At 53.1% G+C, this 19,375-nt stretch carries 20 protein-coding genes; 15 read left to right on the plus strand and 5 right to left on the minus strand.

What is annotated here, in order from left to right; translation table 11 throughout:
- The first annotated feature begins 373 nt into the window (after positions 1 to 373).
- The 9 genes from topA (at position 374) to ACWWFX_RS16170 (ending at position 11,096) form a co-directional block, all read left to right on the plus strand.
- Positions 374 to 2,971 carry a type I DNA topoisomerase gene (topA, locus tag ACWWFX_RS16130; protein WP_149464605.1) on the plus strand — a complete coding sequence of 866 codons (2,598 nt, stop codon included), beginning with the start codon at positions 374 to 376 and terminating at the stop codon, positions 2,969 to 2,971.
- Between the two features lie 177 nt (positions 2,972 to 3,148).
- Positions 3,149 to 4,123 carry an HTH-type transcriptional regulator CysB gene (gene cysB / locus ACWWFX_RS16135; protein WP_015964648.1) on the plus strand — a complete coding sequence of 325 codons (975 nt, stop codon included), beginning with the start codon at positions 3,149 to 3,151 and terminating at the stop codon, positions 4,121 to 4,123.
- Between the two features lie 324 nt (positions 4,124 to 4,447).
- On the plus strand, positions 4,448 to 4,609 hold the full coding sequence (locus ACWWFX_RS16140) for a YmiA family putative membrane protein (RefSeq protein WP_083867130.1): 162 nt from the start codon (positions 4,448 to 4,450) through the stop codon (positions 4,607 to 4,609).
- Entirely contained in the window at positions 4,609 to 4,761 is a 153-nt protein-coding gene (locus ACWWFX_RS16145) for a hypothetical protein (RefSeq protein WP_015964646.1), read from the plus strand. Before ACWWFX_RS16140 ends, ACWWFX_RS16145 begins: the two co-directional genes overlap by 1 nt.
- Positions 4,762 to 4,882: 121 nt before the next feature.
- Entirely contained in the window at positions 4,883 to 4,981 is a 99-nt protein-coding gene (ymiC, locus tag ACWWFX_RS16150; RefSeq protein ID WP_229837649.1) for a small membrane protein YmiC, read from the plus strand.
- 202 nt (positions 4,982 to 5,183) lie between these two features.
- Positions 5,184 to 7,859, plus strand: a complete 2,676-nt coding sequence (gene acnA / locus ACWWFX_RS16155; protein ID WP_473224253.1) for an aconitate hydratase AcnA — start codon at positions 5,184 to 5,186, stop codon at positions 7,857 to 7,859.
- Between the two features lie 312 nt (positions 7,860 to 8,171).
- Positions 8,172 to 9,062 carry a carbohydrate ABC transporter permease gene (locus ACWWFX_RS16160; protein ID WP_149464607.1) on the plus strand — a complete coding sequence of 297 codons (891 nt, stop codon included), beginning with the start codon at positions 8,172 to 8,174 and terminating at the stop codon, positions 9,060 to 9,062.
- Positions 9,055 to 9,957 carry a carbohydrate ABC transporter permease gene (locus ACWWFX_RS16165; protein WP_473224254.1) on the plus strand — a complete coding sequence of 301 codons (903 nt, stop codon included), beginning with the start codon at positions 9,055 to 9,057 and terminating at the stop codon, positions 9,955 to 9,957. Before ACWWFX_RS16160 ends, ACWWFX_RS16165 begins: the two co-directional genes overlap by 8 nt.
- An 11-nt stretch (positions 9,958 to 9,968) precedes the next feature.
- Positions 9,969 to 11,096 carry an ABC transporter ATP-binding protein gene (locus ACWWFX_RS16170; RefSeq protein WP_473224255.1) on the plus strand — a complete coding sequence of 376 codons (1,128 nt, stop codon included), beginning with the start codon at positions 9,969 to 9,971 and terminating at the stop codon, positions 11,094 to 11,096.
- A 34-nt stretch (positions 11,097 to 11,130) separates the two neighbouring features.
- On the opposite strand, the gene ribA is transcribed toward ACWWFX_RS16170, so the two are convergent.
- Positions 11,131 to 11,724, minus strand: coding sequence for a GTP cyclohydrolase II (gene ribA / locus ACWWFX_RS16175; RefSeq protein ID WP_015964640.1), 594 nt, complete (start codon positions 11,722 to 11,724; stop codon positions 11,131 to 11,133).
- A gap of 179 nt (positions 11,725 to 11,903) precedes the next feature.
- On the opposite strand from ribA, the gene pgpB reads away from it, so the two are divergent.
- The 5 genes from pgpB to yciH all read left to right on the plus strand — a co-directional run bounded on the left by pgpB (position 11,904) and on the right by yciH (position 15,562).
- Entirely contained in the window at positions 11,904 to 12,668 is a 765-nt protein-coding gene (pgpB, locus tag ACWWFX_RS16180) for a phosphatidylglycerophosphatase B (RefSeq protein ID WP_276224254.1), read from the plus strand.
- Between the two features lie 152 nt (positions 12,669 to 12,820).
- Positions 12,821 to 13,129 carry a LapA family protein gene (locus ACWWFX_RS16185; protein WP_015964638.1) on the plus strand — a complete coding sequence of 103 codons (309 nt, stop codon included), beginning with the start codon at positions 12,821 to 12,823 and terminating at the stop codon, positions 13,127 to 13,129.
- A 6-nt stretch (positions 13,130 to 13,135) separates the two neighbouring features.
- A complete protein-coding gene (gene lapB / locus ACWWFX_RS16190; protein ID WP_456145445.1) occupies positions 13,136 to 14,305 on the plus strand; it encodes a lipopolysaccharide assembly protein LapB in 1,170 nt (389 codons plus the stop codon).
- A gap of 193 nt (positions 14,306 to 14,498) precedes the next feature.
- Entirely contained in the window at positions 14,499 to 15,236 is a 738-nt protein-coding gene (pyrF, locus tag ACWWFX_RS16195; RefSeq protein WP_473224256.1) for an orotidine-5'-phosphate decarboxylase, read from the plus strand.
- Positions 15,236 to 15,562 carry a stress response translation initiation inhibitor YciH gene (gene yciH / locus ACWWFX_RS16200; RefSeq protein WP_276224248.1) on the plus strand — a complete coding sequence of 109 codons (327 nt, stop codon included), beginning with the start codon at positions 15,236 to 15,238 and terminating at the stop codon, positions 15,560 to 15,562. Before pyrF ends, yciH begins: the two co-directional genes overlap by 1 nt.
- A gap of 66 nt (positions 15,563 to 15,628) precedes the next feature.
- Here the strand turns inward: yciH and osmB are convergent, their stop codons facing one another.
- From osmB to ACWWFX_RS16215, 3 genes are all read right to left on the minus strand, one after another.
- Positions 15,629 to 15,847 (minus strand): osmotically-inducible lipoprotein OsmB, encoded by a 219-nt coding sequence (gene osmB / locus ACWWFX_RS16205; protein WP_015964634.1) that lies wholly within the window; start codon positions 15,845 to 15,847, stop codon positions 15,629 to 15,631.
- Positions 15,848 to 16,248: 401 nt separating this feature from the next.
- Complete coding sequence (yciT, locus tag ACWWFX_RS16210) at positions 16,249 to 16,998, minus strand: DNA-binding transcriptional regulator YciT (RefSeq protein ID WP_473224257.1); 750 nt, start codon at positions 16,996 to 16,998, stop codon at positions 16,249 to 16,251.
- A 64-nt stretch (positions 16,999 to 17,062) separates the two neighbouring features.
- Entirely contained in the window at positions 17,063 to 17,245 is a 183-nt protein-coding gene (locus tag ACWWFX_RS16215; protein WP_113856780.1) for a YciZ family protein, read from the minus strand.
- On the opposite strand from ACWWFX_RS16215, the gene ACWWFX_RS16220 reads away from it, so the two are divergent.
- Positions 17,225 to 17,386: a hypothetical protein gene (locus tag ACWWFX_RS16220; RefSeq protein WP_473224258.1), complete on the plus strand. Its 162-nt coding sequence runs from the start codon at positions 17,225 to 17,227 to the stop codon at positions 17,384 to 17,386. The two genes, ACWWFX_RS16215 and ACWWFX_RS16220, sit on opposite strands and share 21 nt — an antisense overlap.
- On the opposite strand, the gene ACWWFX_RS16225 is transcribed toward ACWWFX_RS16220, so the two are convergent.
- Complete coding sequence (locus tag ACWWFX_RS16225) at positions 17,383 to 19,317, minus strand: exoribonuclease II (RefSeq protein ID WP_473224259.1); 1,935 nt, start codon at positions 19,315 to 19,317, stop codon at positions 17,383 to 17,385. The two genes, ACWWFX_RS16220 and ACWWFX_RS16225, sit on opposite strands and share 4 nt — an antisense overlap.
- Positions 19,318 to 19,375: the final 58 nt, after the last annotated feature.

Consider the following 19,375-nt stretch of genomic DNA (forward strand, 5'->3'; position numbering starts at 1 on the left):
CCGGGCACGCGCTCGGGGCAAATACTCCCTTGAAACTTCAGGGCTATAGTTAAGGTTAAGCCTGTACCTGCCTTTCTGGCGCGTTTAACAAATGCGTGCTAATAAAGTTGCGTAACGAATTTTATCAGGTACAGTGTGACGCTTTCGGCAATCTGGCAACAGATTTGCTTGACATTCGACCGAAAATTCTTCGTGCTATAGCACCTGGCGGTAAAACGTCAGTGAACTCAACCGCCTGGCTTCAGGATGTGAAGTGGGTGGCTAAAGGGTTGATATCCATTGAGACCGCCGCAACATACAAGGCTTGTCGCCAGTGGACAGGTGACTCAATGTGCGATGTATTCTGGAAGAATCAAATTAGGTAAAGGTGAATATGGGTAAAGCTCTCGTTATCGTTGAGTCCCCGGCAAAAGCCAAAACGATCAATAAGTATCTGGGTAATGACTACGTGGTTAAGTCCAGCGTCGGTCATATCCGCGATTTGCCGACAAGTGGCTCAGCCGCCAAAAAGAGCGCTGACTCTGCCTCCACCAAAACGGCCAAAAAGCCTAAAAAGGATGAACGTGGCGCGCTGGTTAATCGCATGGGCGTTGACCCATGGCATGACTGGAAAGCGCACTACGAAGTGCTCCCGGGTAAAGAAAAGGTAGTTTCAGAACTTAAGCAACTGGCGGAAAAAGCCGACCACATCTATCTCGCAACCGACCTTGACCGCGAAGGGGAAGCCATTGCATGGCACCTGCGGGAAGTGATTGGTGGAGATGATTCGCGCTATAGCCGCGTGGTGTTCAACGAAATTACAAAAAATGCGATTCGTCAGGCGTTTGAAAAGCCGGGCGAACTGAATATCGATCGTGTTAACGCGCAGCAGGCGCGTCGCTTTATGGACCGCGTTGTGGGCTATATGGTGTCGCCGTTGCTGTGGAAAAAAATCGCCCGTGGTTTGTCCGCAGGCCGCGTGCAATCCGTTGCCGTGCGTCTGGTGGTTGAGCGCGAACGCGAAATCAAAGCCTTCGTACCGGAAGAGTTCTGGGACGTGGTTGCCAGCACCACTACGCCGGGTGGCGATGCGTTGCCGCTGGAAGTGACGCATCAGAAAGATAAAGCCTTCCGTCCGGTAAGCCGCGACGAGACAATGGCCGCTGTTAGCCTGCTGGAAAAAGCGAGCTACAGCGTCCTTGAGCGTGAAGATAAACCGACCAGCAGCAAGCCTGGCGCGCCGTTTATCACTTCCACGTTGCAGCAAGCCGCCAGCACCCGTCTGGGCTTTGGCGTGAAAAAAACCATGATGATGGCGCAGCGTCTGTATGAAGCGGGCCACATTACTTATATGCGTACCGACTCTACCAACCTGAGCCAGGACGCAGTAAGCATGGTGCGTGGTTATATCGGCGATAACTTTGGCGATAAATATCTGCCGAAGAACCCGAACCAGTACGCCAGCAAAGAGAATTCTCAGGAAGCGCACGAAGCGATTCGTCCTTCCGATGTCTCGGTGGTTGCTGAATCGCTGAAAGATATGGAAGCCGATGCGCAGAAACTGTATCAGCTGATCTGGCGTCAGTTTGTTGCCTGTCAGATGACACCGGCACAGTACGACTCCACGACGCTGACGGTGCAGGCGGGTGATTTCAAACTCAAGGCGCGCGGTCGTACCCTGCGTTTTGATGGTTGGACGAAGGTTATGCCTGCGCTGCGCAAAGGCGATGAAGACCGCACGTTGCCGATGGTTAATCAGGGAGACAAACTTTCTCTGGTTGAACTGACGCCTGCTCAGCACTTCACCAAACCGCCGGCGCGCTTTAGCGAAGCCTCGCTGGTTAAAGAGCTGGAAAAACGCGGTATTGGCCGTCCGTCCACCTATGCGTCGATCATTTCGACCATTCAGGATCGCGGCTATGTGCGCACCGAAAACCGCCGTTTCTACGCTGAAAAAATGGGTGAGATCGTCACCGATCGTCTGGAAGCGAACTTCCGCGAACTGATGAACTACGATTTTACCGCACAGATGGAAGACCATCTCGACCGCGTGGCAAACCACGAAGCCGAGTGGAAGCAGGTGCTGGATCTCTTCTTCGGTGATTTCACCAAACAGCTCGAAACGGCTGAGAAACCGCCAGAAGAGGGCGGCATGCAGCCGAACGAGATGGTGTTGACCAGTATCGATTGCCCGACCTGCGGTCGCAAGATGGGCATTCGTACCGCCAGTACGGGGGTATTCCTGGGCTGCTCCGGTTATGCGCTGTCGCCGAAAGAGCGCTGCAAAACCACCATCAACCTGGTGCCGGAAAACGAAGTGCTGAACGTGCTGGAAGGCGATGACGCTGAAACCAACGCGCTGCGCGCAAAACGTCGCTGCCAGAAATGCGGCACGGCAATGGACAGCTATCTCATCGATCCGAAACGCAAGCTGCACGTTTGCGGTAATAACCCGACCTGTGACGGTTACGAGATCGAAGAGGGTGAATTCCGCATTAAGGGTTATGACGGCCCGATCGTCGAGTGTGAGAAATGTGGTTCTGAAATGCACCTGAAAATGGGGCGTTTTGGTAAGTACATGGCCTGCACTAACGAAGAGTGTAAGAACACCCGTAAGATCCTGCGCAACGGTGAAGTCGCACCGCCGAAAGAAGATCCGGTTCCGTTACCGGAGTTGCCGTGCGAGAAATCGGACGCCTACTTCGTACTGCGTGACGGTGCTGCCGGGGTCTTCCTGGCGGCGAACACCTTCCCGAAATCGCGTGAAACCCGCGCGCCGTTGGTCGAAGAGCTGTTCCGATTCCGCGATCGTCTGCCGGAAAAACTGCGTTATCTGGCCGATGCGCCGCAGGAAGATCCGCAAGGTAACAAGACGATGGTGCGCTTCAGCCGTAAGACGAAGCAGCAGTATGTTTCTTCAGAGAAAGATGGCAAAGCGACCGGTTGGTCAGCCTTCTTTGTCGACGGTAAATGGGTCGAAGCGAAGAAATAATTGTCACCTGACAAACCGCACAAAGGGCCGATCATCGGCCCTTTTTTATAACCGCGTTATTATTTTTTGTTCCCATCTATACACACTTGCTATAAATGATATAGTGGTTATAGCAAACACTTTTTTTATTATTAAATCGTATTAATAGCGTATCACTACGCAACCGGATACCGCGCCATGAAACTACAGCAGCTCCGCTATATCGTTGAAGTTGTTAACCATAACCTCAACGTCTCCTCCACCGCTGAAGGGTTATATACCTCCCAGCCGGGCATCAGTAAGCAGGTCAGAATGCTGGAAGATGAGCTGGGTATCCAGATTTTTGCGCGCAGTGGTAAGCACCTGACGCAGGTCACGCCAGCCGGGCAGGAAATTATTCGCATTGCCCGTGAAGTACTTTCGAAAGTGGATGCCATCAAATCTGTGGCGGGTGAACACACCTGGCCGGACAAAGGCTCGCTGTACGTCGCCACAACGCATACCCAGGCGCGCTACGCGCTTCCCGGCGTGATTAAGGGCTTTATCGAGCGTTATCCGCGCGTTTCTCTGCACATGCATCAGGGCTCGCCAACGCAGATTGCCGAAGCTGTTTCGAAGGGGAATGCGGATTTTGCCATCGCCACCGAAGCGCTGCACCTGTATGACGATCTGGTTATGCTGCCGTGTTACCACTGGAACCGTTCCATTGTGGTGACGCCGGAGCATCCGCTGGCGTCGAAAACGTCGGTAACAATCGAAGAACTGGCCCAGTATCCACTGGTCACTTATACCTTTGGTTTTACCGGACGTTCAGAGCTCGATACCGCGTTTAACCGCGCCGGGCTGACGCCGCGTATTGTTTTCACCGCCACCGATGCCGACGTTATCAAAACTTACGTCCGCCTGGGGTTGGGGGTTGGGGTCATTGCCAGCATGGCGGTTGATCCGGTTTCCGATCCTGATCTGGTCAAACTGGATGCTGACGGTATTTTCAGCCACAGCACCACTAAAATCGGCTTCCGCCGCAGTACTTTCCTGCGCAGCTATATGTATGATTTTATTCAACGCTTTGCGCCGCATTTAACGCGCGACGTTGTTGATACCGCGGTAGCGCTGCGCTCTAATGAAGATATCGAAGCGATGTTCAAAGATATTAAATTGCCAGAGAAGTAATCCCCTGAATTTCCAAACGGTATCTCCTATCGGGAGATACCGCCTGAATCGTAATAATACCTCTCCTCATTCTCATCCTCTAAATCATCTTGCTCTCGATATGCCCTTATATTTTTCATTAATTTGGCTAATGTATTGCCAGTGAGCGCACAAAAGTAGAAACGAATTCCCCTTAAGGCAAATTTTGCAGTTCAATTATTTATTTTTGGTCAAAAGATTAAATAAATGCGTCCGTTTAGCTGGCGAAAGCACTGGATTTTTGACTAGATTTTATTTAGGATTTGTCTCAGTGATGATTAATCGTACCGATTGTTTGGTGCCAAAATGATAAGTAATATCGATTGTAAGAGGTTGTCGATGCCGTCAGGAACCAAAGGTCCACAGCGCGATCCGCACGTGAAGCGTAAAGCCTGGGCGTCGGTGTTTCTGGGGTCTGCGCTGTTTTGGGTGGTTGTTGCACTGCTTGTCTGGAAGTACTGGGGCTGATGATGTTCATCTCCAGTCGTCCCCGGCCAGCACAGCCCAAGCCGCAGCCGGAGAAACAGGACAAGGTCAAAATTCCTGAATCATGGGAATTGACCCCCGAACAACGTGAATTTATTGAGTCGTTTAATCCTGGTGAGCGCAAAAAAAAATAATAGCAGGGTGGCTCGCCCAACATACCTTCCGCATTCGCACTGGCTTTTAAATACACCACAGCAACGGTCTGTCGACACCATGTCGGCTGAATGCACTCATGCATAAAAAGGTGTAAGCAAAATGAATACGCATCACAATTTGAAATACTGGTCATGGATGGGCGCGCTGTCGGCTTCACTCCTGTTTTGGGGGCAAATTATCTGGCTGCTGTGCCGGTAAATCCGCTGCGCAATAATCGCCGTCTTCCTTCCTTCTAACGCCTGGCCTCTGCGCCGGGCGTTTTAATTTCACGGAATAGTCTCAACAATTTTATCAATTAGAGTTGTTATCAAAACGTTACGACATCTTTGTGTTATCTTTAATGCGTACCCTGAGGAGTGTCAGGGGGATTGCAAGTCCCGTTACACATAAAGGAGGAGCTATGTCGTCAACACTACGAGAAGCCAGTAAGGACGCGCTGCACACGCAAGATAAAACCTATCACTACTACAGCTTACCGCTGGCAGCCAACACACTGGGTGACATTTCCCGTCTACCCAAATCACTCAAAGTCCTGCTGGAAAACCTACTGCGCTGGCAGGATGGGGATTCTGTTACTGAAGAAGATATCAAAGCCCTGGCCGGGTGGGTGAAAACTGCCCATGTCGATCGGGAGATAGCCTACCGCCCGGCGAGGGTCTTGATGCAGGATTTCACCGGCGTACCCGCGGTGGTGGATTTAGCCGCCATGCGAGAAGCGGTGAAGCGTCTGGGTGGCGACACCGCGAAGGTTAACCCGCTTTCGCCGGTTGACCTGGTGATTGACCACTCGGTTACCGTGGATCACTTCGGCGATGATGATGCCTTCGCGGAAAACGTGCGCCTGGAGATGGAGCGCAACCATGAACGCTATGTGTTCCTGCGTTGGGGCCAGCAGGCGTTCAGCCGGTTCAGCGTCGTGCCGCCGGGTACCGGGATTTGCCACCAGGTTAACCTTGAGTATCTTGGTAAAGCGGTCTGGAGCGAGTTGCAAAACGATGAATGGATTGCTTATCCGGACACGCTGGTCGGCACCGATTCGCACACCACGATGATTAATGGTCTGGGCGTGCTGGGCTGGGGCGTCGGGGGAATCGAGGCAGAGGCCGCGATGCTCGGTCAACCGGTTTCAATGTTGATTCCGGATGTAGTGGGCTTCAAGTTAACCGGCAAACTCAGCGAAGGGATTACTGCTACCGACCTGGTGTTGACCGTCACCCAAATGCTGCGTAAACACGGCGTGGTGGGAAAATTTGTTGAATTCTATGGCGACGGTCTGGACTCTCTGCCGCTGGCGGACCGTGCAACCATCGCTAACATGTCGCCGGAATATGGCGCAACCTGCGGCTTCTTCCCGATTGATGGCGTTACGCTCGATTATATGCGCCTGAGCGGGCGCAGCGATGAGCAGGTCGCACTGGTTGAAGCCTATGCTAAAGCACAGGGGATGTGGCGCAACACCGGTGATGAACCGATTTTCACCAGCAGCCTCGAGCTGGATATGGGCACGGTGGAAGCGAGCCTCGCCGGGCCGAAACGCCCGCAGGATCGCGTTGCGCTGGGCGATGTGCCTAAAGCCTTTGCTGCCGCGACAGAGCTGGAAGTGAACACCGCGCAGAAAGATAAGCAGCCGGTAGAATACACGCTTAAAGGTGAAACCGTACCGCTACCGGACGGCGCGGTGGTGATTGCCGCCATTACCTCCTGTACCAATACGTCCAACCCGAGCGTTCTGATGGCAGCGGGCCTGCTGGCGAAAAAAGCCGCTGAGCTGGGCCTGAAGCCGAAACCGTGGGTGAAAGCCTCGCTGGCGCCGGGGTCGAAGGTGGTTTCTGATTATCTCGCCCACGCACGTCTCACGCCATACCTGGATAAACTTGGCTTTAATCTCGTGGGCTATGGCTGTACCACCTGTATCGGTAACTCCGGTCCACTGCCAGAGCCCATCGAAACGGCGATTAAGAAGGGCGACCTGACCGTTGGGGCCGTGCTTTCCGGTAACCGTAACTTCGAAGGGCGTATCCATCCGCTGGTGAAAACCAACTGGCTGGCCTCACCGCCGCTGGTGGTTGCCTATGCGCTGGCCGGAAACATGAACGTCAACCTGGCAAGCGACCCGCTCGGTCACGATCAAAAAGGCGACCCGGTTTACCTGAAAGATATCTGGCCGAGCAGCCAGGAGATCGCCAAAGCCGTGCAGCAGGTTTCCACCGAGATGTTCCGCAAAGAGTATGCGGAAGTCTTCGAAGGCACACCGGAATGGAAAGCCATTACCGTCACGGAATCGGATACCTACAACTGGCAGGATGACTCTACCTATATCCGCCTGTCACCGTTCTTTGACGATATGGAAGCCCAGCCGAAGCCGGTAGAGGATATCCATGGTGCGCGTATTCTGGCGATGCTGGGTGATTCCGTCACCACCGACCATATTTCACCGGCCGGCAGCATTAAACCGGACAGCCCGGCGGGCCGCTTCCTGCAGGCGCGCGGGGTGGAACGTCGCGACTTCAACTCCTATGGTTCTCGTCGCGGTAACCACGAAGTGATGATGCGCGGTACCTTTGCCAACATTCGTATCCGCAACGAAATGGTGCCGGGTGTGGAAGGGGGCATGACGCGCCTGTTGCCGGGTTCAGAAGTGATGTCGATTTACGACGCGGCGATGGCGTATCAGAAGCAGGGCACGCCGCTGGCGGTGATCGCCGGGAAAGAGTATGGCTCTGGCTCCAGCCGTGATTGGGCGGCGAAGGGGCCACGTCTGCTGGGCGTGCGCGTGGTGATTGCGGAATCCTTTGAGCGTATTCACCGCTCCAACCTGATTGGTATGGGGATTCTGCCGCTGGAATTCCCGCAGGGTGAATCGCGTCAGTCGCTGGCGTTGACCGGGGAAGAGCAGCTGGATATTCCTGATTTACAGCAGCTTAAACCGGGTGCCACGATCCCGGTTACCGTAACGCGCGCCGATGGTACCACAGAGACGCTAGCCTGCCGTTGCCGTATCGACACTCAGACTGAGCTGACTTACTACCAGAACGACGGCATCCTGCATTATGTGATACGTAATATGCTGGATTGATCCTGCCCGCTCATCAGCCCGATACACGAAAGTGGTCGGGCTTTTTTTCATATATTGCTAATATTATTAGCTTTTGTAATAAAATAATATGTCTATTTATTAGTTTTATTAGCATGTATTTTGTATTGATGCGTTAAAGGAGGTTTTTGATTTAATTCATTCACTGTAATTATGTGTGATGTCAGTGGTGGCAAGGCTTTGATGACGATCACAGCTTGTAATTCTTGAATTATTTTGAGTGTGATAGCGATCGCGATGTTGGTAGGGATTTTACGGGATGATACGGCATTATTTATTTGTCTCGAGGCTGTTATGAATGAAAATAAGTGGTTGGGGTTAGCATGGATCTCACCCTATATTATTGGATTGTTAGTGTTTACCGCCTTTCCCTTTGTCTCTTCCTTTCTGTTGAGTTTTACCCAATATGATTTGATGAGTCCGCCTGAGTTCAACGGTATTGAAAACTACCGTTACATGGTGTCGGAAGACCCGCTGTTCTGGAAATCCCTTGCGGTCACGTTTGTGTATGTCTTTGTCACCATTCCGCTGAAGCTGATGTTTTCATTGTTCATCGCGTTCGTGCTGAATTTCAAACTGCGCGGTATCGGTTTTTTCCGCACGGCATACTACATTCCCTCCATTCTCGGCAGTTCTGTCGCCATCGCGGTCCTGTGGCGCGCACTATTTGCTATCGATGGTCTGTTGAACAGCTTTACTGGCGTATTCGGCCTTGATCCTATCAACTGGCTTGGTGAACCCCCGCTGGCGCTGTTTTCAGTAACGCTGCTCAGCGTTTGGCAGTTTGGTTCTTCAATGGTTATCTTCCTTGCCGCACTGCAAAACGTGCCGCAGTCGCAGTACGAAGCGGCGATGATCGATGGCGCCACCAAGTGGCAAATGTTCCTGAAAATTACTGTGCCACTGATTACGCCGGTCATTTTCTTCAACTTCATTATGCAAACCAGCGGCGCATTCCAGGAATTTACCGCGCCGTTTGTTATCACCGGCGGTGGCCCAACCTACTACACCTATTTGTTCTCGCTCTACATCTACGATACTGCCTTCAAGTATTTCGACATGGGATACGGTGCCGCGCTGGCATGGGTGCTGTTCCTGGTTGTGGCCATCTTCGCGTTGCTGGCCTTTAAGTCATCGAAATATTGGGTCTTCTACTCAGCAGACAAGGGAGGTAAAAATGAGTGATCAACATGTCATGACGACAACCGCAAAGGAAGCCGCGAATGAAGTGGCCCGCACGCTGCGTCGCGAAAAAATCAGCCGTAATATTCGCTATGTGATTTTACTGTTGGTCGGCCTGCTGATGCTGTACCCACTGGCATGGATGTTTTCTGCCGCGTTCAAACCAAACAGTGAAATTTTCACTACCCTGAATCTCTGGCCGACACACGCCACCTGGGATGGGTTTATCAACGGCTGGAAAACGGGCACGGAGTATCACTTCGGTCATTACATGATTAACACCTTTAAATATGTGATCCCGAAAGTGATTCTGACCATTATCTCATCCACCATTGTGGCTTACGGTTTTGCCCGCTTTGAGATCCCATGGAAGAAATTCTGGTTTGCCACGCTCATCGCCACCATGCTGCTGCCGAGCACCGTGTTGCTGATCCCGCAATATCTGATGTTCCGCGAAATGGGCATGCTGAACAGCTATCTGCCGCTTTACCTGCCAACGGCGTTCGCCACGCAGGGGTTCTTCGTCTTTATGCTGGTGCAGTTCCTGCGCGGCGTGCCGCGCGATATGGAAGAGGCCGCGCAAATCGACGGCTGTAACTCCTGGCAAGTGCCGTGGTATGTGCTGGTGCCCATTCTGAAAACGGCGATTATCTCGGTCGCGCTGTTCCAGTTTATGTGGTCGATGAACGACTTTATCGGTCCGCTGATTTACGTCTACAGCGTGGATAAATATCCGATTGCCCTGGCGCTGAAAATGTCTATCGACGTCACGGAAGGGGCGCCGTGGAACGAAATTCTGGCAATGGCGAGCATCTCCATTCTGCCATCTATCATTGTGTTCTTCCTGGCGCAGCGTTACTTCGTCCAGGGCGTATCCAGCAGCGGAATTAAAGGCTAAGAGGGAATATCATGGCTGAAGTGATTTTTAATAAACTGGAAAAGGTGTACTCCAACGGCTTCAAAGCGGTACATGGTATCGACCTGAACATTGCCGATGGCGAATTCATGGTGATTGTTGGCCCTTCCGGCTGTGCGAAATCCACGACCCTGCGTATGCTCGCTGGGCTGGAAACCATCAGCGGCGGTGAAATCCGTATCGGCGAAAAAGTGGTGAACAACCTGCCGCCGAAAGCGCGCGGCATTGCGATGGTGTTCCAGAACTACGCGCTCTATCCGCACATGACCGTGCGGGAAAATCTGGCGTTTGGTTTGAAACTGAGCAAACTGCCGAAAGAACAAATTAATCAACAGGTTGAAGACGCTGCCAAACTGCTGGAGCTGGAAGATCTGCTGGATCGCTTACCACGTCAGCTCTCCGGTGGTCAGGCGCAGCGTGTGGCGGTAGGACGCGCGATTGTTAAAAAGCCGGACGTGTTCTTATTCGATGAGCCGCTCTCAAACCTGGATGCCAAGCTGCGCGCATCGATGCGGATTCGTATTTCGGACTTGCATAAGCAGCTTAAAAAATCGGGCAAACCGGCAACCACCGTTTACGTCACCCATGATCAGACCGAAGCGATGACCATGGGCGACCGCATCTGCGTGATGAAGCTCGGCCACATCATGCAGGTGGATACGCCGGATAACCTGTACCACAAACCGAAAAACATGTTTGTCGCGGGCTTTATTGGCGCGCCGGAAATGAACATTAAACCGGCAAAAATTGTGCGTCGTGATGACGGCCTGCATATCACCGTCGGCGAGGATTTACTGGCGCTGAACGCCAGCCAGCAGGATAAAGTGGCGCACTACGTTGATAAAGAAGTGCATTTCGGTATTCGACCGGAGTATGTCGATGTCGCCACTGCACCCTTTGGCGCGAGCTGCGGGCGAGGGAAGTTAATCCGTATTGAAAATATGGGGCACGAATATTTTCTTTATTTACAGGTCGGTGATTTCGAACTGACGGCGCGGATCGCCTCCGATGCGGCGAAACCGATTATCGACAACGGGTTACAGCAGCAGGTGTGGTTCCGTTTTGAGATGGACAAATGCCACATTTTTGACGGGGAAACGCAGGAAAATATTTCGCTGTAAAAAAGCCCGCCAGGTTCGCTGGCGGGCTTCATGTTTACTCTTCTTTCAACAGGTGGCCCATCTTAGCCGCCTTGGTATCGAGATAGTAAGCGTTTTTCGGGTTGCGCCCAACGATGAGCGGGACGCGTTCAACGATGTTGATACCCGCTTCGGTCAGGATCTCAACCTTTTTCGGGTTGTTGGTCAGCAGGCGCACTTCGTCTACGCCCAGCAGCTTGAACATATCCGCACACAGCGTGAAGTCGCGCTCATCGGCGGCAAAGCCGAGCTGGTGGTTGGCTTCAACGGTGTCGTAGCCCTGATCCTGCAGCGCATAGGCGCGAATTTTATTCAACAGGCCGATGTTACGACCTTCCTGACGATGATAAAGCAGAATGCCACGACCTTCTTCCGCGATGTGCGTCAGGGCCGCTTCAAGCTGGAAACCGCAATCACAGCGCAGGCTAAAGAGCGCATCGCCCGTCAGACATTCGGAGTGAACGCGTGCCAGTACCGGTGTTTGCCCGGAAATGTCACCAAAAACCAGGGCGACGTGATCCTGCCCGGTTGCCAGTTCTTCAAAGCCCACCATCAGGAAATCGCCCCAGGGGGTTGGCAGTTTGGCTTCTGCCACACGTTTAAGCTGCATGTGATTCTCCAGATTATGTCAGCGCCAGTAGCGCTTTCTGTTTTTTGTATTTTGCCACAACGTGCTTTGGTTCACCTAATGGTGCGCAAGTGACTGCTGTTAAAGCGCACAATTTTGCCAGTTTCGCCGTTATGTTATTATTCGGTTATTATTGAGGATTCAGAGACAAAGGAGCCGTTATGCTAACAATTGCCAGACGAACCGCCGTGGGGGCCGCCGCATTGTTAGCGATGCCGCTCGCCGTCTGGATCTCCGGCTGGACCTGGCAGCCAGGCCATTCAGAAGTGTGGCTGAAAGCGCTGTATTGGGTCACGGAAACGGTCACCCAGCCGTGGGGAATCATTACCCACGTGGTGCTATTTGGCTGGTTTTTATGGTGTTTACGCTTTCGTCTGCGCCCGGCAATCATGCTCTTTGCGATTCTTGCCGGGGCCATAATGATCGGGCAGGGGGCGAAATCGTGGGTGAAAAGTGTGGCGCAGGAACCACGGCCTTTTGTTATCTGGCTGGAAAAAACGCACCATATTCCCGTTGATGAGTTCTACACTTTAAAGCGTAAGGATCGCGGCGCGCTGGTTAAAGAACAGCTTGCACAACAACAGGATATCCCTTCGTTCTTGCGTAAACACTGGCAAAAAGAGACCGGGTTTGCGTTTCCGTCAGGGCATACCATGTTTGCGGCCAGTTGGGCGCTGTTGGCGGTCGGTCTGCTGTGGCCGCGTCGACGCACGTTCACCATCGCGATTTTGCTGGTATGGGCAACGGCGGTTATGGGTAGTCGCCTGCTTTTGGGGATGCACTGGCCACGCGATTTAGTGGCGGCAACGTTGATGTCCTGGCTGCTGGTTACCGTGGCGACCTGGCTTGCACAAAAAATATGCGGCCCGTTGTCACCGCCTGGTGAAGAAGCGCAGGAAATCAGGAAACGCGAGCAGGAAAATTGAGCAAGGGTTGATTTTCCCCCTTTTAACCCTCAAATCCTGAACTGGCCGTGTGCTTTTCCATTTCGTCTGCGCGGCGAAAATGATACTTTATAAGGCTTGATGCGATAGATCGAACGGGATTTATCAGCTGAAACCACATAACGGGAAGTCGTGTGAAATATTTTCTCATTTTCTTATTGGTGTTAGCGGTCTTTGTCATTTCAGTGACGCTGGGCGCACAGAACGATCAGCTCGTGACCTTTAACTACTTACTGGCGCAGGGCGAGTTCAGAATTTCAACATTACTGGCGGTATTGTTTGCCGTAGGTTTTGCGATTGGCTGGCTGGTCTGTGGCCTGTTCTGGCTGCGCGTGCGTGTTTCTCTGCTGCGTGCGGAGCGTAAAATTAAACGTCTGGAAAATCAGATTGCGCCTGAGAGTGTGCCGTCCGTAAACCCGACCGTGCCAGTAACGAAGGAATAACGATTTATGCTGGAGTTGTTGTTTCTGCTCTTACCCGTTGCGGCAGCCTATGGTTGGTATATGGGGCGCAGAAGTGCACAACAGTCCAAACAGGACGAAGCAAGCCGTTTGTCACGTGATTATGTGGCAGGGGTTAACTTTCTCTTAAGTAATCAGCAAGACAAAGCGGTTGACCTGTTCCTCGACATGTTAAAAGAGGATACCGGCACCGTTGAAGCCCACCTTACGCTGGGCAACCTGTTCCGTTCACGCGGCGAGGTTGACCGCGCCATCCGTATTCACCAAACGTTAATGGAAAGCGCCTCGCTGACCTACGATCAGCGTCTGCTGGCGGTGCAACAGCTGGGGCGCGACTACATGGCAGCCGGGCTCTATGACCGCGCAGAAGACATGTTCAGCCAACTGGTGGATGAAACGGATTTCCGTATCAGCGCGCTGCAACAGCTGCTGCAAATCGCACAACTGACCAGCGACTGGCAAAAGGCTATCGACGTTGCCGAACGCCTGGTGAAACTCGGTAAAGAGAAGCATCGCGGCGAAATCGCCCATTTCTGGTGCGAACTGGCCCTGCAACAGATGGGCAATGATGATATGGACAAAGCGATGACGCTGCTGAAGAAGGGCGCGTCTGCCGATCCGTCCAGTGCGCGCGTCTCTATCATGATGGGCCGCGTCTGGATGGCGAAGGGCGATTACGCCAAAGCGCGTGAAAGCCTGCTGCGCGTCATCGATCAGGATAAAGAACTGGTCAGCGAAACGCTGGAAATGCTGCAAACCTGCTATCAGCAGATGGGTAAAACCGATGAGTGGGAATCTTTCCTGCAACGCTGCGTAGAGGAAAATACCGGTGCTGCGGCAGAACTGATGCTGGCGCAGGTACTCGACCAGCGTGAAGGCGGCGACGTCGCGCAAACCTATGTGACGCGCCAGTTGCAGCGTCATCCAACGATGCGCGTCTTCCATAAACTGATGGATTATCACCTCAATGAAGCAGAAGAAGGGCGCGCGAAAGAGAGCCTGATGGTGCTGCGAGACATGGTTGGCGAGCAAATCCGCAGCAAACCGCGCTACCGCTGTCAGAAATGCGGTTTTACCGCCTATACGCTTTACTGGCATTGCCCATCCTGCCGTGCATGGTCCACCGTTAAGCCGATTCGCGGCCTCGACGGGCAGTAATATTTAAAAAAACGTTCACTTTAGTTACAACATACTCTTCGGTTTTTTACCCCCCGCAAATTCAGCATCGAGCGCGTGAGGCTCAGCAGGACGAATCGCGCCTGTCAATTTGCCCCACTCGCAGGTAGAATGCTCGCCGTTTACCTTTTCTGCGCCTGAATAGCCGGGCGCCCATCAACAAGAAGGTCTGGTCATGACGTCTACTGCTTCATCTTCTTCCCGTATTGTCACATCCTCTCCCGTCGTTGTTGCTCTCGATTACGATAACCGCGATAAAGCGCTCGCTTTTGTCGATCTTATCGACCCGCGCGACTGCCGTCTGAAAGTCGGAAAAGAGATGTTCACGCTGTTTGGCCCGCAGTTCGTGCGTGATTTACAGCAGCGTGGCTTTGATATCTTCCTGGACCTGAAATTCCACGATATCCCGAATACCACCGCCCATGCCGTTGCGGCAGCGGCAGAGCTGGGCGTCTGGATGGTGAACGTGCATGCATCGGGTGGGGCGCGCATGATGACGGCGGCGCGCGAAGCGTTACTGCCTTTCGGGAAAGATGCACCGCTGCTGATTGCGGTCACCGTGCTGACCAGTATGGAATCCAGCGACCTGCTGGATCTCGGCGTGACGTTGTCACCTGCGGATTATGCCGCCAAACTGGCTAAACTGACCCGTGATTGCGGCCTCGATGGCGTGGTGTGCTCGGCACAGGAAGCGGTGCGCTTCAAGCAGGAGCTGGGGCAGGCATTTAAACTGGTGACGCCGGGTATTCGCCCTGTAGGTAGTGAAGCGGGTGACCAGCGCCGTATCATGACGCCTGAACAAGCGCAGGCAGCGGGCGTAGACTACATGGTGATTGGCCGCCCGGTTACGCAATCCGCGGACCCGGCGTTGACGCTGCGCACCATTAACGCCTCGCTGCAAAAGGAGGCGTAATGAGCGACTCCAATAGCCGTCTGGTGTACTCCACCGACAGCGGTCGTATCGACGAACCCAAGGCCGTTGTGGAACGCCCAAAAGGTGATGGCATTGTGCGTATTCAGCGCCAGACCAGCGGGCGGAAAGGAAAAGGCGTGTGCCTGATTACCGGCATCGATCAGGATGACGAGTCGCTGGCTAAACTGGCCGCAGAGCTGAAAAAGAAATGTGGCTGCGGCGGCTCAGTGAAAGATGGCGTGATTGAAATTCAGGGCGATAAACGCGACCTGCTAAAAACATTACTCGAAGCTAAAGGGCTGAAAGTAAAACTGGCAGGCGGTTAAGAAACAAAAAGGGCCCCGATAAACATCGGGGCCCTGAATTCTTATTTCAAATATACGGACGATTAATTATTTGCCCACCTGGTGGCCGATAATCCCGCCGACTGCCGCGCCGCCCAGGGTACCCAGGGTGCTGCCGTCAGTTAATACTGCACCGCCCAGCGCGCCTGCGCCAGCACCAATAGCTGTGTTACGGTCGCGTTTGGACCAGTTTGAACATGCGCTCAGTGACATTACTAAAGTGGCAGCAATAACCGCTGCAGTGATTTTTTTGTTCATTGAAGTCATCGTATTTTCTCCTGAATATTCGATTCACGGAAAAAGCCTATTTTAATTTTAGCCGCGGGCCAGAGATAAAAACGGCTTATGTCGTGAAGCATGTTGCGCAGGTTGTAGAACTGTTACTTAGTCACGCAAGTGATAGTTACTTCCTGTTATATCGCTAACATTAATTCTACGATTTTATCGCATATTAGACAGGTAAAAAGTCCTAATTGGACCTTCGGAAAAATCTCATAGCGAAGTGGGGGAGATCAATACGAGGAATGGATGTTTTGTGAGGGGAAAGGCCCCTCACCCTAACCCTCTCCTATAGGGAGAGGGAACCGACCGAGCACTATTTAAATATTCGTGCGTTTTTCTCCCTCTCCCTGTGGGAGAGGGCCGGGGTGAGGGGAACGCACAATTGCCTATGGCCGCTTAACAATATCCACCTTCAGCCCGGAACACTCCAGTTGAGCCTGCTGCTCCGCCGCCAGCCCGTCATCGGTGATCACCCGGCTAAACTTCGTCATCGGCCCCAGCGGGTACGCGTGGGTGACACCAAACTTGCTGCTGTCACTCAACGCAATTGCTTCACACTCTTTTTCCAGAACCGCATTTACTACGTCGGCACGCATCATGTCGCGGCCCGTAAAGCCCGTTGCAGTCTGCCAGCCGTCGATACCGATAAACGCCTTGCTGAAATGAACCTGCTGGATGTACTGGCGAGTCAGCGGGCCAACCATGCTTTCGCTTTTCTTCTGGTAGATACCGCCAAGCAGGATAACTTCTGCTGGCATCTCTTTAAGCAGGTGAGCGATATAGCTGCTGACGGTGATAATCGTGATATCCGGTTGCTCGGCAAGCGTACGCGCCAGCAGAGCATTGCTGCTGCCGTTTTCGATGAACACCGTTTCGCCCGGCAGCACCAGTGATGCGGCAAAGCTTGCCAGCTCGCGCTTAAGCGCAAAATTATTCATCATGCGGGTTTCTACGTCTTCGCTGTCCAGCGGAACCGCAAAGCCGTGGGTACGGCGCAGATAGCTCTCTTTCTCGAGCAGGTTCAAATCCTGACGGATGGTGACCTCGGAGACGCCGGTCATTTTAGCCAGATCGGCGACGCTCATGCGGCCTTTATCGATAACCATCTGTAGGATGGATTGTTGTCGGGCATTCATAATTAATTACGTATCAAAAGTCGGGGCGAAAACGCGCAGGCGCATTTTCGCGAGGTGAGCGGTGTCAGATTTCCCACGGGGATTTAGGCTGACCTGTTTGCGTAGCTTGTTGATCGGCAATTTGTGCCAGCAGTTCAGCTTTAAGAATTTCCAGGTTATTGATTGCAGAGTGGTAATCACCTGCCACCAGGATATCGAGAACGGTATCAATACGTTGAGCAACCTGATGCGCATCAAGATTGGACATGGTGTAACCCTGTTTAGAAATTTGAATGAAATCAATGATGCTAAAAATAGCGGCAAAAGAGAAGAGAAAAAAATGGCAGACGATACAACATTAAGTGAACAGCGACTTCGTTTAACGAAGCCGCTGTTTAGTCGGGCTTAAACCGCCGGACGGGCGATGACGCTGCGGGTTTCCATGCGCACTTCGGCGATGGTCACATCGATAACGTCAGTCACTTTGTAAGCGACTTCGCCTTTGATCTGTACGGTGCCGTTTTCCTGGCTGCAAACCATTTCGTCACGCACGGCGTGCAGGAACGGAGCCGGAATAAAGGCGACGGCGCCATTGTCGACCAGACGCACGCGCATACCGCCACGGCTGATATCGATAATTTCTGCCGCGAAGCGCGTCTCTTTGCCCGCCTGCGGGTGCAGATAGCGCGCGTACAACCAATCAGCGACATCACGTTCCGCCATGCGGTTCAGGCGACGGCGTTCTGCCATTTGGACCGTAACATCATCCTGCGGACGCTCAGCGTTTTCACCCTTAATGATCGCTTTCAGCAGGCGATGATTGAGCATATCGCCATACTTACGAATCGGGGAAGTCCAGGTTGCGTAGGCTTCAAGCCCCAGACCGAAGTGCGGGCCTGGATCGATACTGATTTCAGCGAACGACTGGAAGCGACGGATGCGGCTATCCAGGAAGCCTGACGGCTGGGCATCCAGCTCACGACGCAGCTTACAGAAGCCATTCAGGGTCAGCACTTCTTCTGGATCGACATGGACGTCGTGCGTTTTCAGCAACGCCGCCAGCGCTTCCGTGTTCGCCGGGTCAAAACCGGTATGCACGTTATAAATACCGAACCCGAGCTTGTCACGCAGCACGCGAGCCGCGCAGATGTTAGCCGCAATCATTGACTCTTCGACGATACGGTTCGCAATGCGGCGGGGTTCAGCCACGATATCCAGCACTTCGCCTTTTTCACCCAGCACGAAGCGGTAGTCCGGGCGGTCTTTAAACACCAGCGCGTGGGTTTTACGCCATTCGCTGCGTAGCTGACACACACGTTCCAGCAGCGTGATTTGACGCGCGATACTCTCGCTGTCGGGTTTCCATTCGCCGGTTTTTTCCAGCCAGTTGGAAACATCGTCGTAGGCCAGCTTGGCTTTCGATTCAATGGTTGCCGCGAAGAATTCGATATTGTCTTCGATGGTACCATCGGCGGCCAGCGTCATGCGGCAGGCCAGCACCGGGCGAACCACGTTGGCGCGCAGCGAGCAGAGGTCGTCGGACAGTTCACGCGGCAGCATCGGGATGTTAAAGCCCGGCAGATAGTTGGTAAACGCGCGCACTTTGGCGATGTTATCAAGCTTGCTGCCTGCGACAATCCATGCGGTTGGGTCGGCAATCGCCACGGTTAAATTCAGCTTGCCGTCGGCGGCTTCTTCCACATACAGCGCATCATCCATATCTTCGGTGCTGGCGCTATCGATGGTGACAAAGTCGAGGGCGGTAAGGTCGCGACGTTCCAGCCCTTCATCCTGCATCTCTGTCGCTACGCCGTCCGGCGCTTCTTTTTCCAGATTATGACGGGCGAGGGTTACCCACCACGGCACGAAATGATCGTCGCCGAAGGTGATGAACTGGGTCAGTTCTGCGTAGAAGGTGCGATCGCCTTTCAGCGGGTGGCGGCGCATTTCTGCAACAGCCCAGTCGCCTTCTTTAAAATCGTGATCCACGCCACGCTCGGCGCGACACGGAATAGAATCTTTGATCAACGGATGATCGGGAACAATTGAGAGACGGTCGTCTTTGCGGTGCACGCGCCCGACAAAGCGGCTCAGGAACGGCTCAACCAGTTCTTCCGGTTCGGCGCTCTCTTTCTCTTTTTCAGAATGGATCACAGCGATAATGCGATCGCCGTGCATCACTTTTTTCATCTGCGGCGGCGGAATAAAGTAGCTTTTCTGCGCATCGACCTCGAGGAAACCGAAACCTTTTTCCGTGCCTTTGACAACCCCTTCCGCACGCGGCGTCTGGGAGTGAAGTTGCTGTTTTAGCTGCGCGAGCAGCGGGTTATCCTGAAGCATAATGATGTATTTTCTTGGCCAAAAGAGCGGCTGACAGTTTTACGCGATTCTCACTGTT

The organism is Pseudocitrobacter sp. 2023LY-00077, assembly GCF_055796175.1.

Bases quoted from the DNA above. Each gene is read 5' to 3' on its own strand.
- topA (WP_149464605.1), top strand. From the start codon at position 374: ATGGGTAAAGCTCTCGTTATCGTTGAGTCCCCGGCAAAAGCCAAAACG.
- cysB (WP_015964648.1), top strand. From the start codon at position 3,149: ATGAAACTACAGCAGCTCCGCTATATCGTTGAAGTTGTTAACCATAAC.
- ACWWFX_RS16140 (WP_083867130.1), top strand. From the start codon at position 4,448: ATGATAAGTAATATCGATTGTAAGAGGTTGTCGATGCCGTCAGGAACC.
- ACWWFX_RS16145 (WP_015964646.1), top strand. From the start codon at position 4,609: ATGATGTTCATCTCCAGTCGTCCCCGGCCAGCACAGCCCAAGCCGCAG.
- ymiC (WP_229837649.1), top strand. From the start codon at position 4,883: ATGAATACGCATCACAATTTGAAATACTGGTCATGGATGGGCGCGCTG.
- acnA (WP_473224253.1), top strand. From the start codon at position 5,184: ATGTCGTCAACACTACGAGAAGCCAGTAAGGACGCGCTGCACACGCAA.
- ACWWFX_RS16160 (WP_149464607.1), top strand. From the start codon at position 8,172: ATGAATGAAAATAAGTGGTTGGGGTTAGCATGGATCTCACCCTATATT.
- ACWWFX_RS16165 (WP_473224254.1), top strand. From the start codon at position 9,055: ATGAGTGATCAACATGTCATGACGACAACCGCAAAGGAAGCCGCGAAT.
- ACWWFX_RS16170 (WP_473224255.1), top strand. From the start codon at position 9,969: ATGGCTGAAGTGATTTTTAATAAACTGGAAAAGGTGTACTCCAACGGC.
- ribA (WP_015964640.1), bottom strand. From the start codon at position 11,724: ATGCAGCTTAAACGTGTGGCAGAAGCCAAACTGCCAACCCCCTGGGGC.
- pgpB (WP_276224254.1), top strand. From the start codon at position 11,904: ATGCTAACAATTGCCAGACGAACCGCCGTGGGGGCCGCCGCATTGTTA.
- lapB (WP_456145445.1), top strand. From the start codon at position 13,136: ATGCTGGAGTTGTTGTTTCTGCTCTTACCCGTTGCGGCAGCCTATGGT.
- pyrF (WP_473224256.1), top strand. From the start codon at position 14,499: ATGACGTCTACTGCTTCATCTTCTTCCCGTATTGTCACATCCTCTCCC.
- yciH (WP_276224248.1), top strand. From the start codon at position 15,236: ATGAGCGACTCCAATAGCCGTCTGGTGTACTCCACCGACAGCGGTCGT.
- osmB (WP_015964634.1), bottom strand. From the start codon at position 15,847: ATGACTTCAATGAACAAAAAAATCACTGCAGCGGTTATTGCTGCCACT.
- yciT (WP_473224257.1), bottom strand. From the start codon at position 16,998: ATGAATGCCCGACAACAATCCATCCTACAGATGGTTATCGATAAAGGC.
- ACWWFX_RS16220 (WP_473224258.1), top strand. From the start codon at position 17,225: ATGCGCATCAAGATTGGACATGGTGTAACCCTGTTTAGAAATTTGAAT.
- ACWWFX_RS16215 (WP_113856780.1), bottom strand. From the start codon at position 17,245: ATGTCCAATCTTGATGCGCATCAGGTTGCTCAACGTATTGATACCGTT.
- ACWWFX_RS16225 (WP_473224259.1), bottom strand. From the start codon at position 19,317: ATGCTTCAGGATAACCCGCTGCTCGCGCAGCTAAAACAGCAACTTCAC.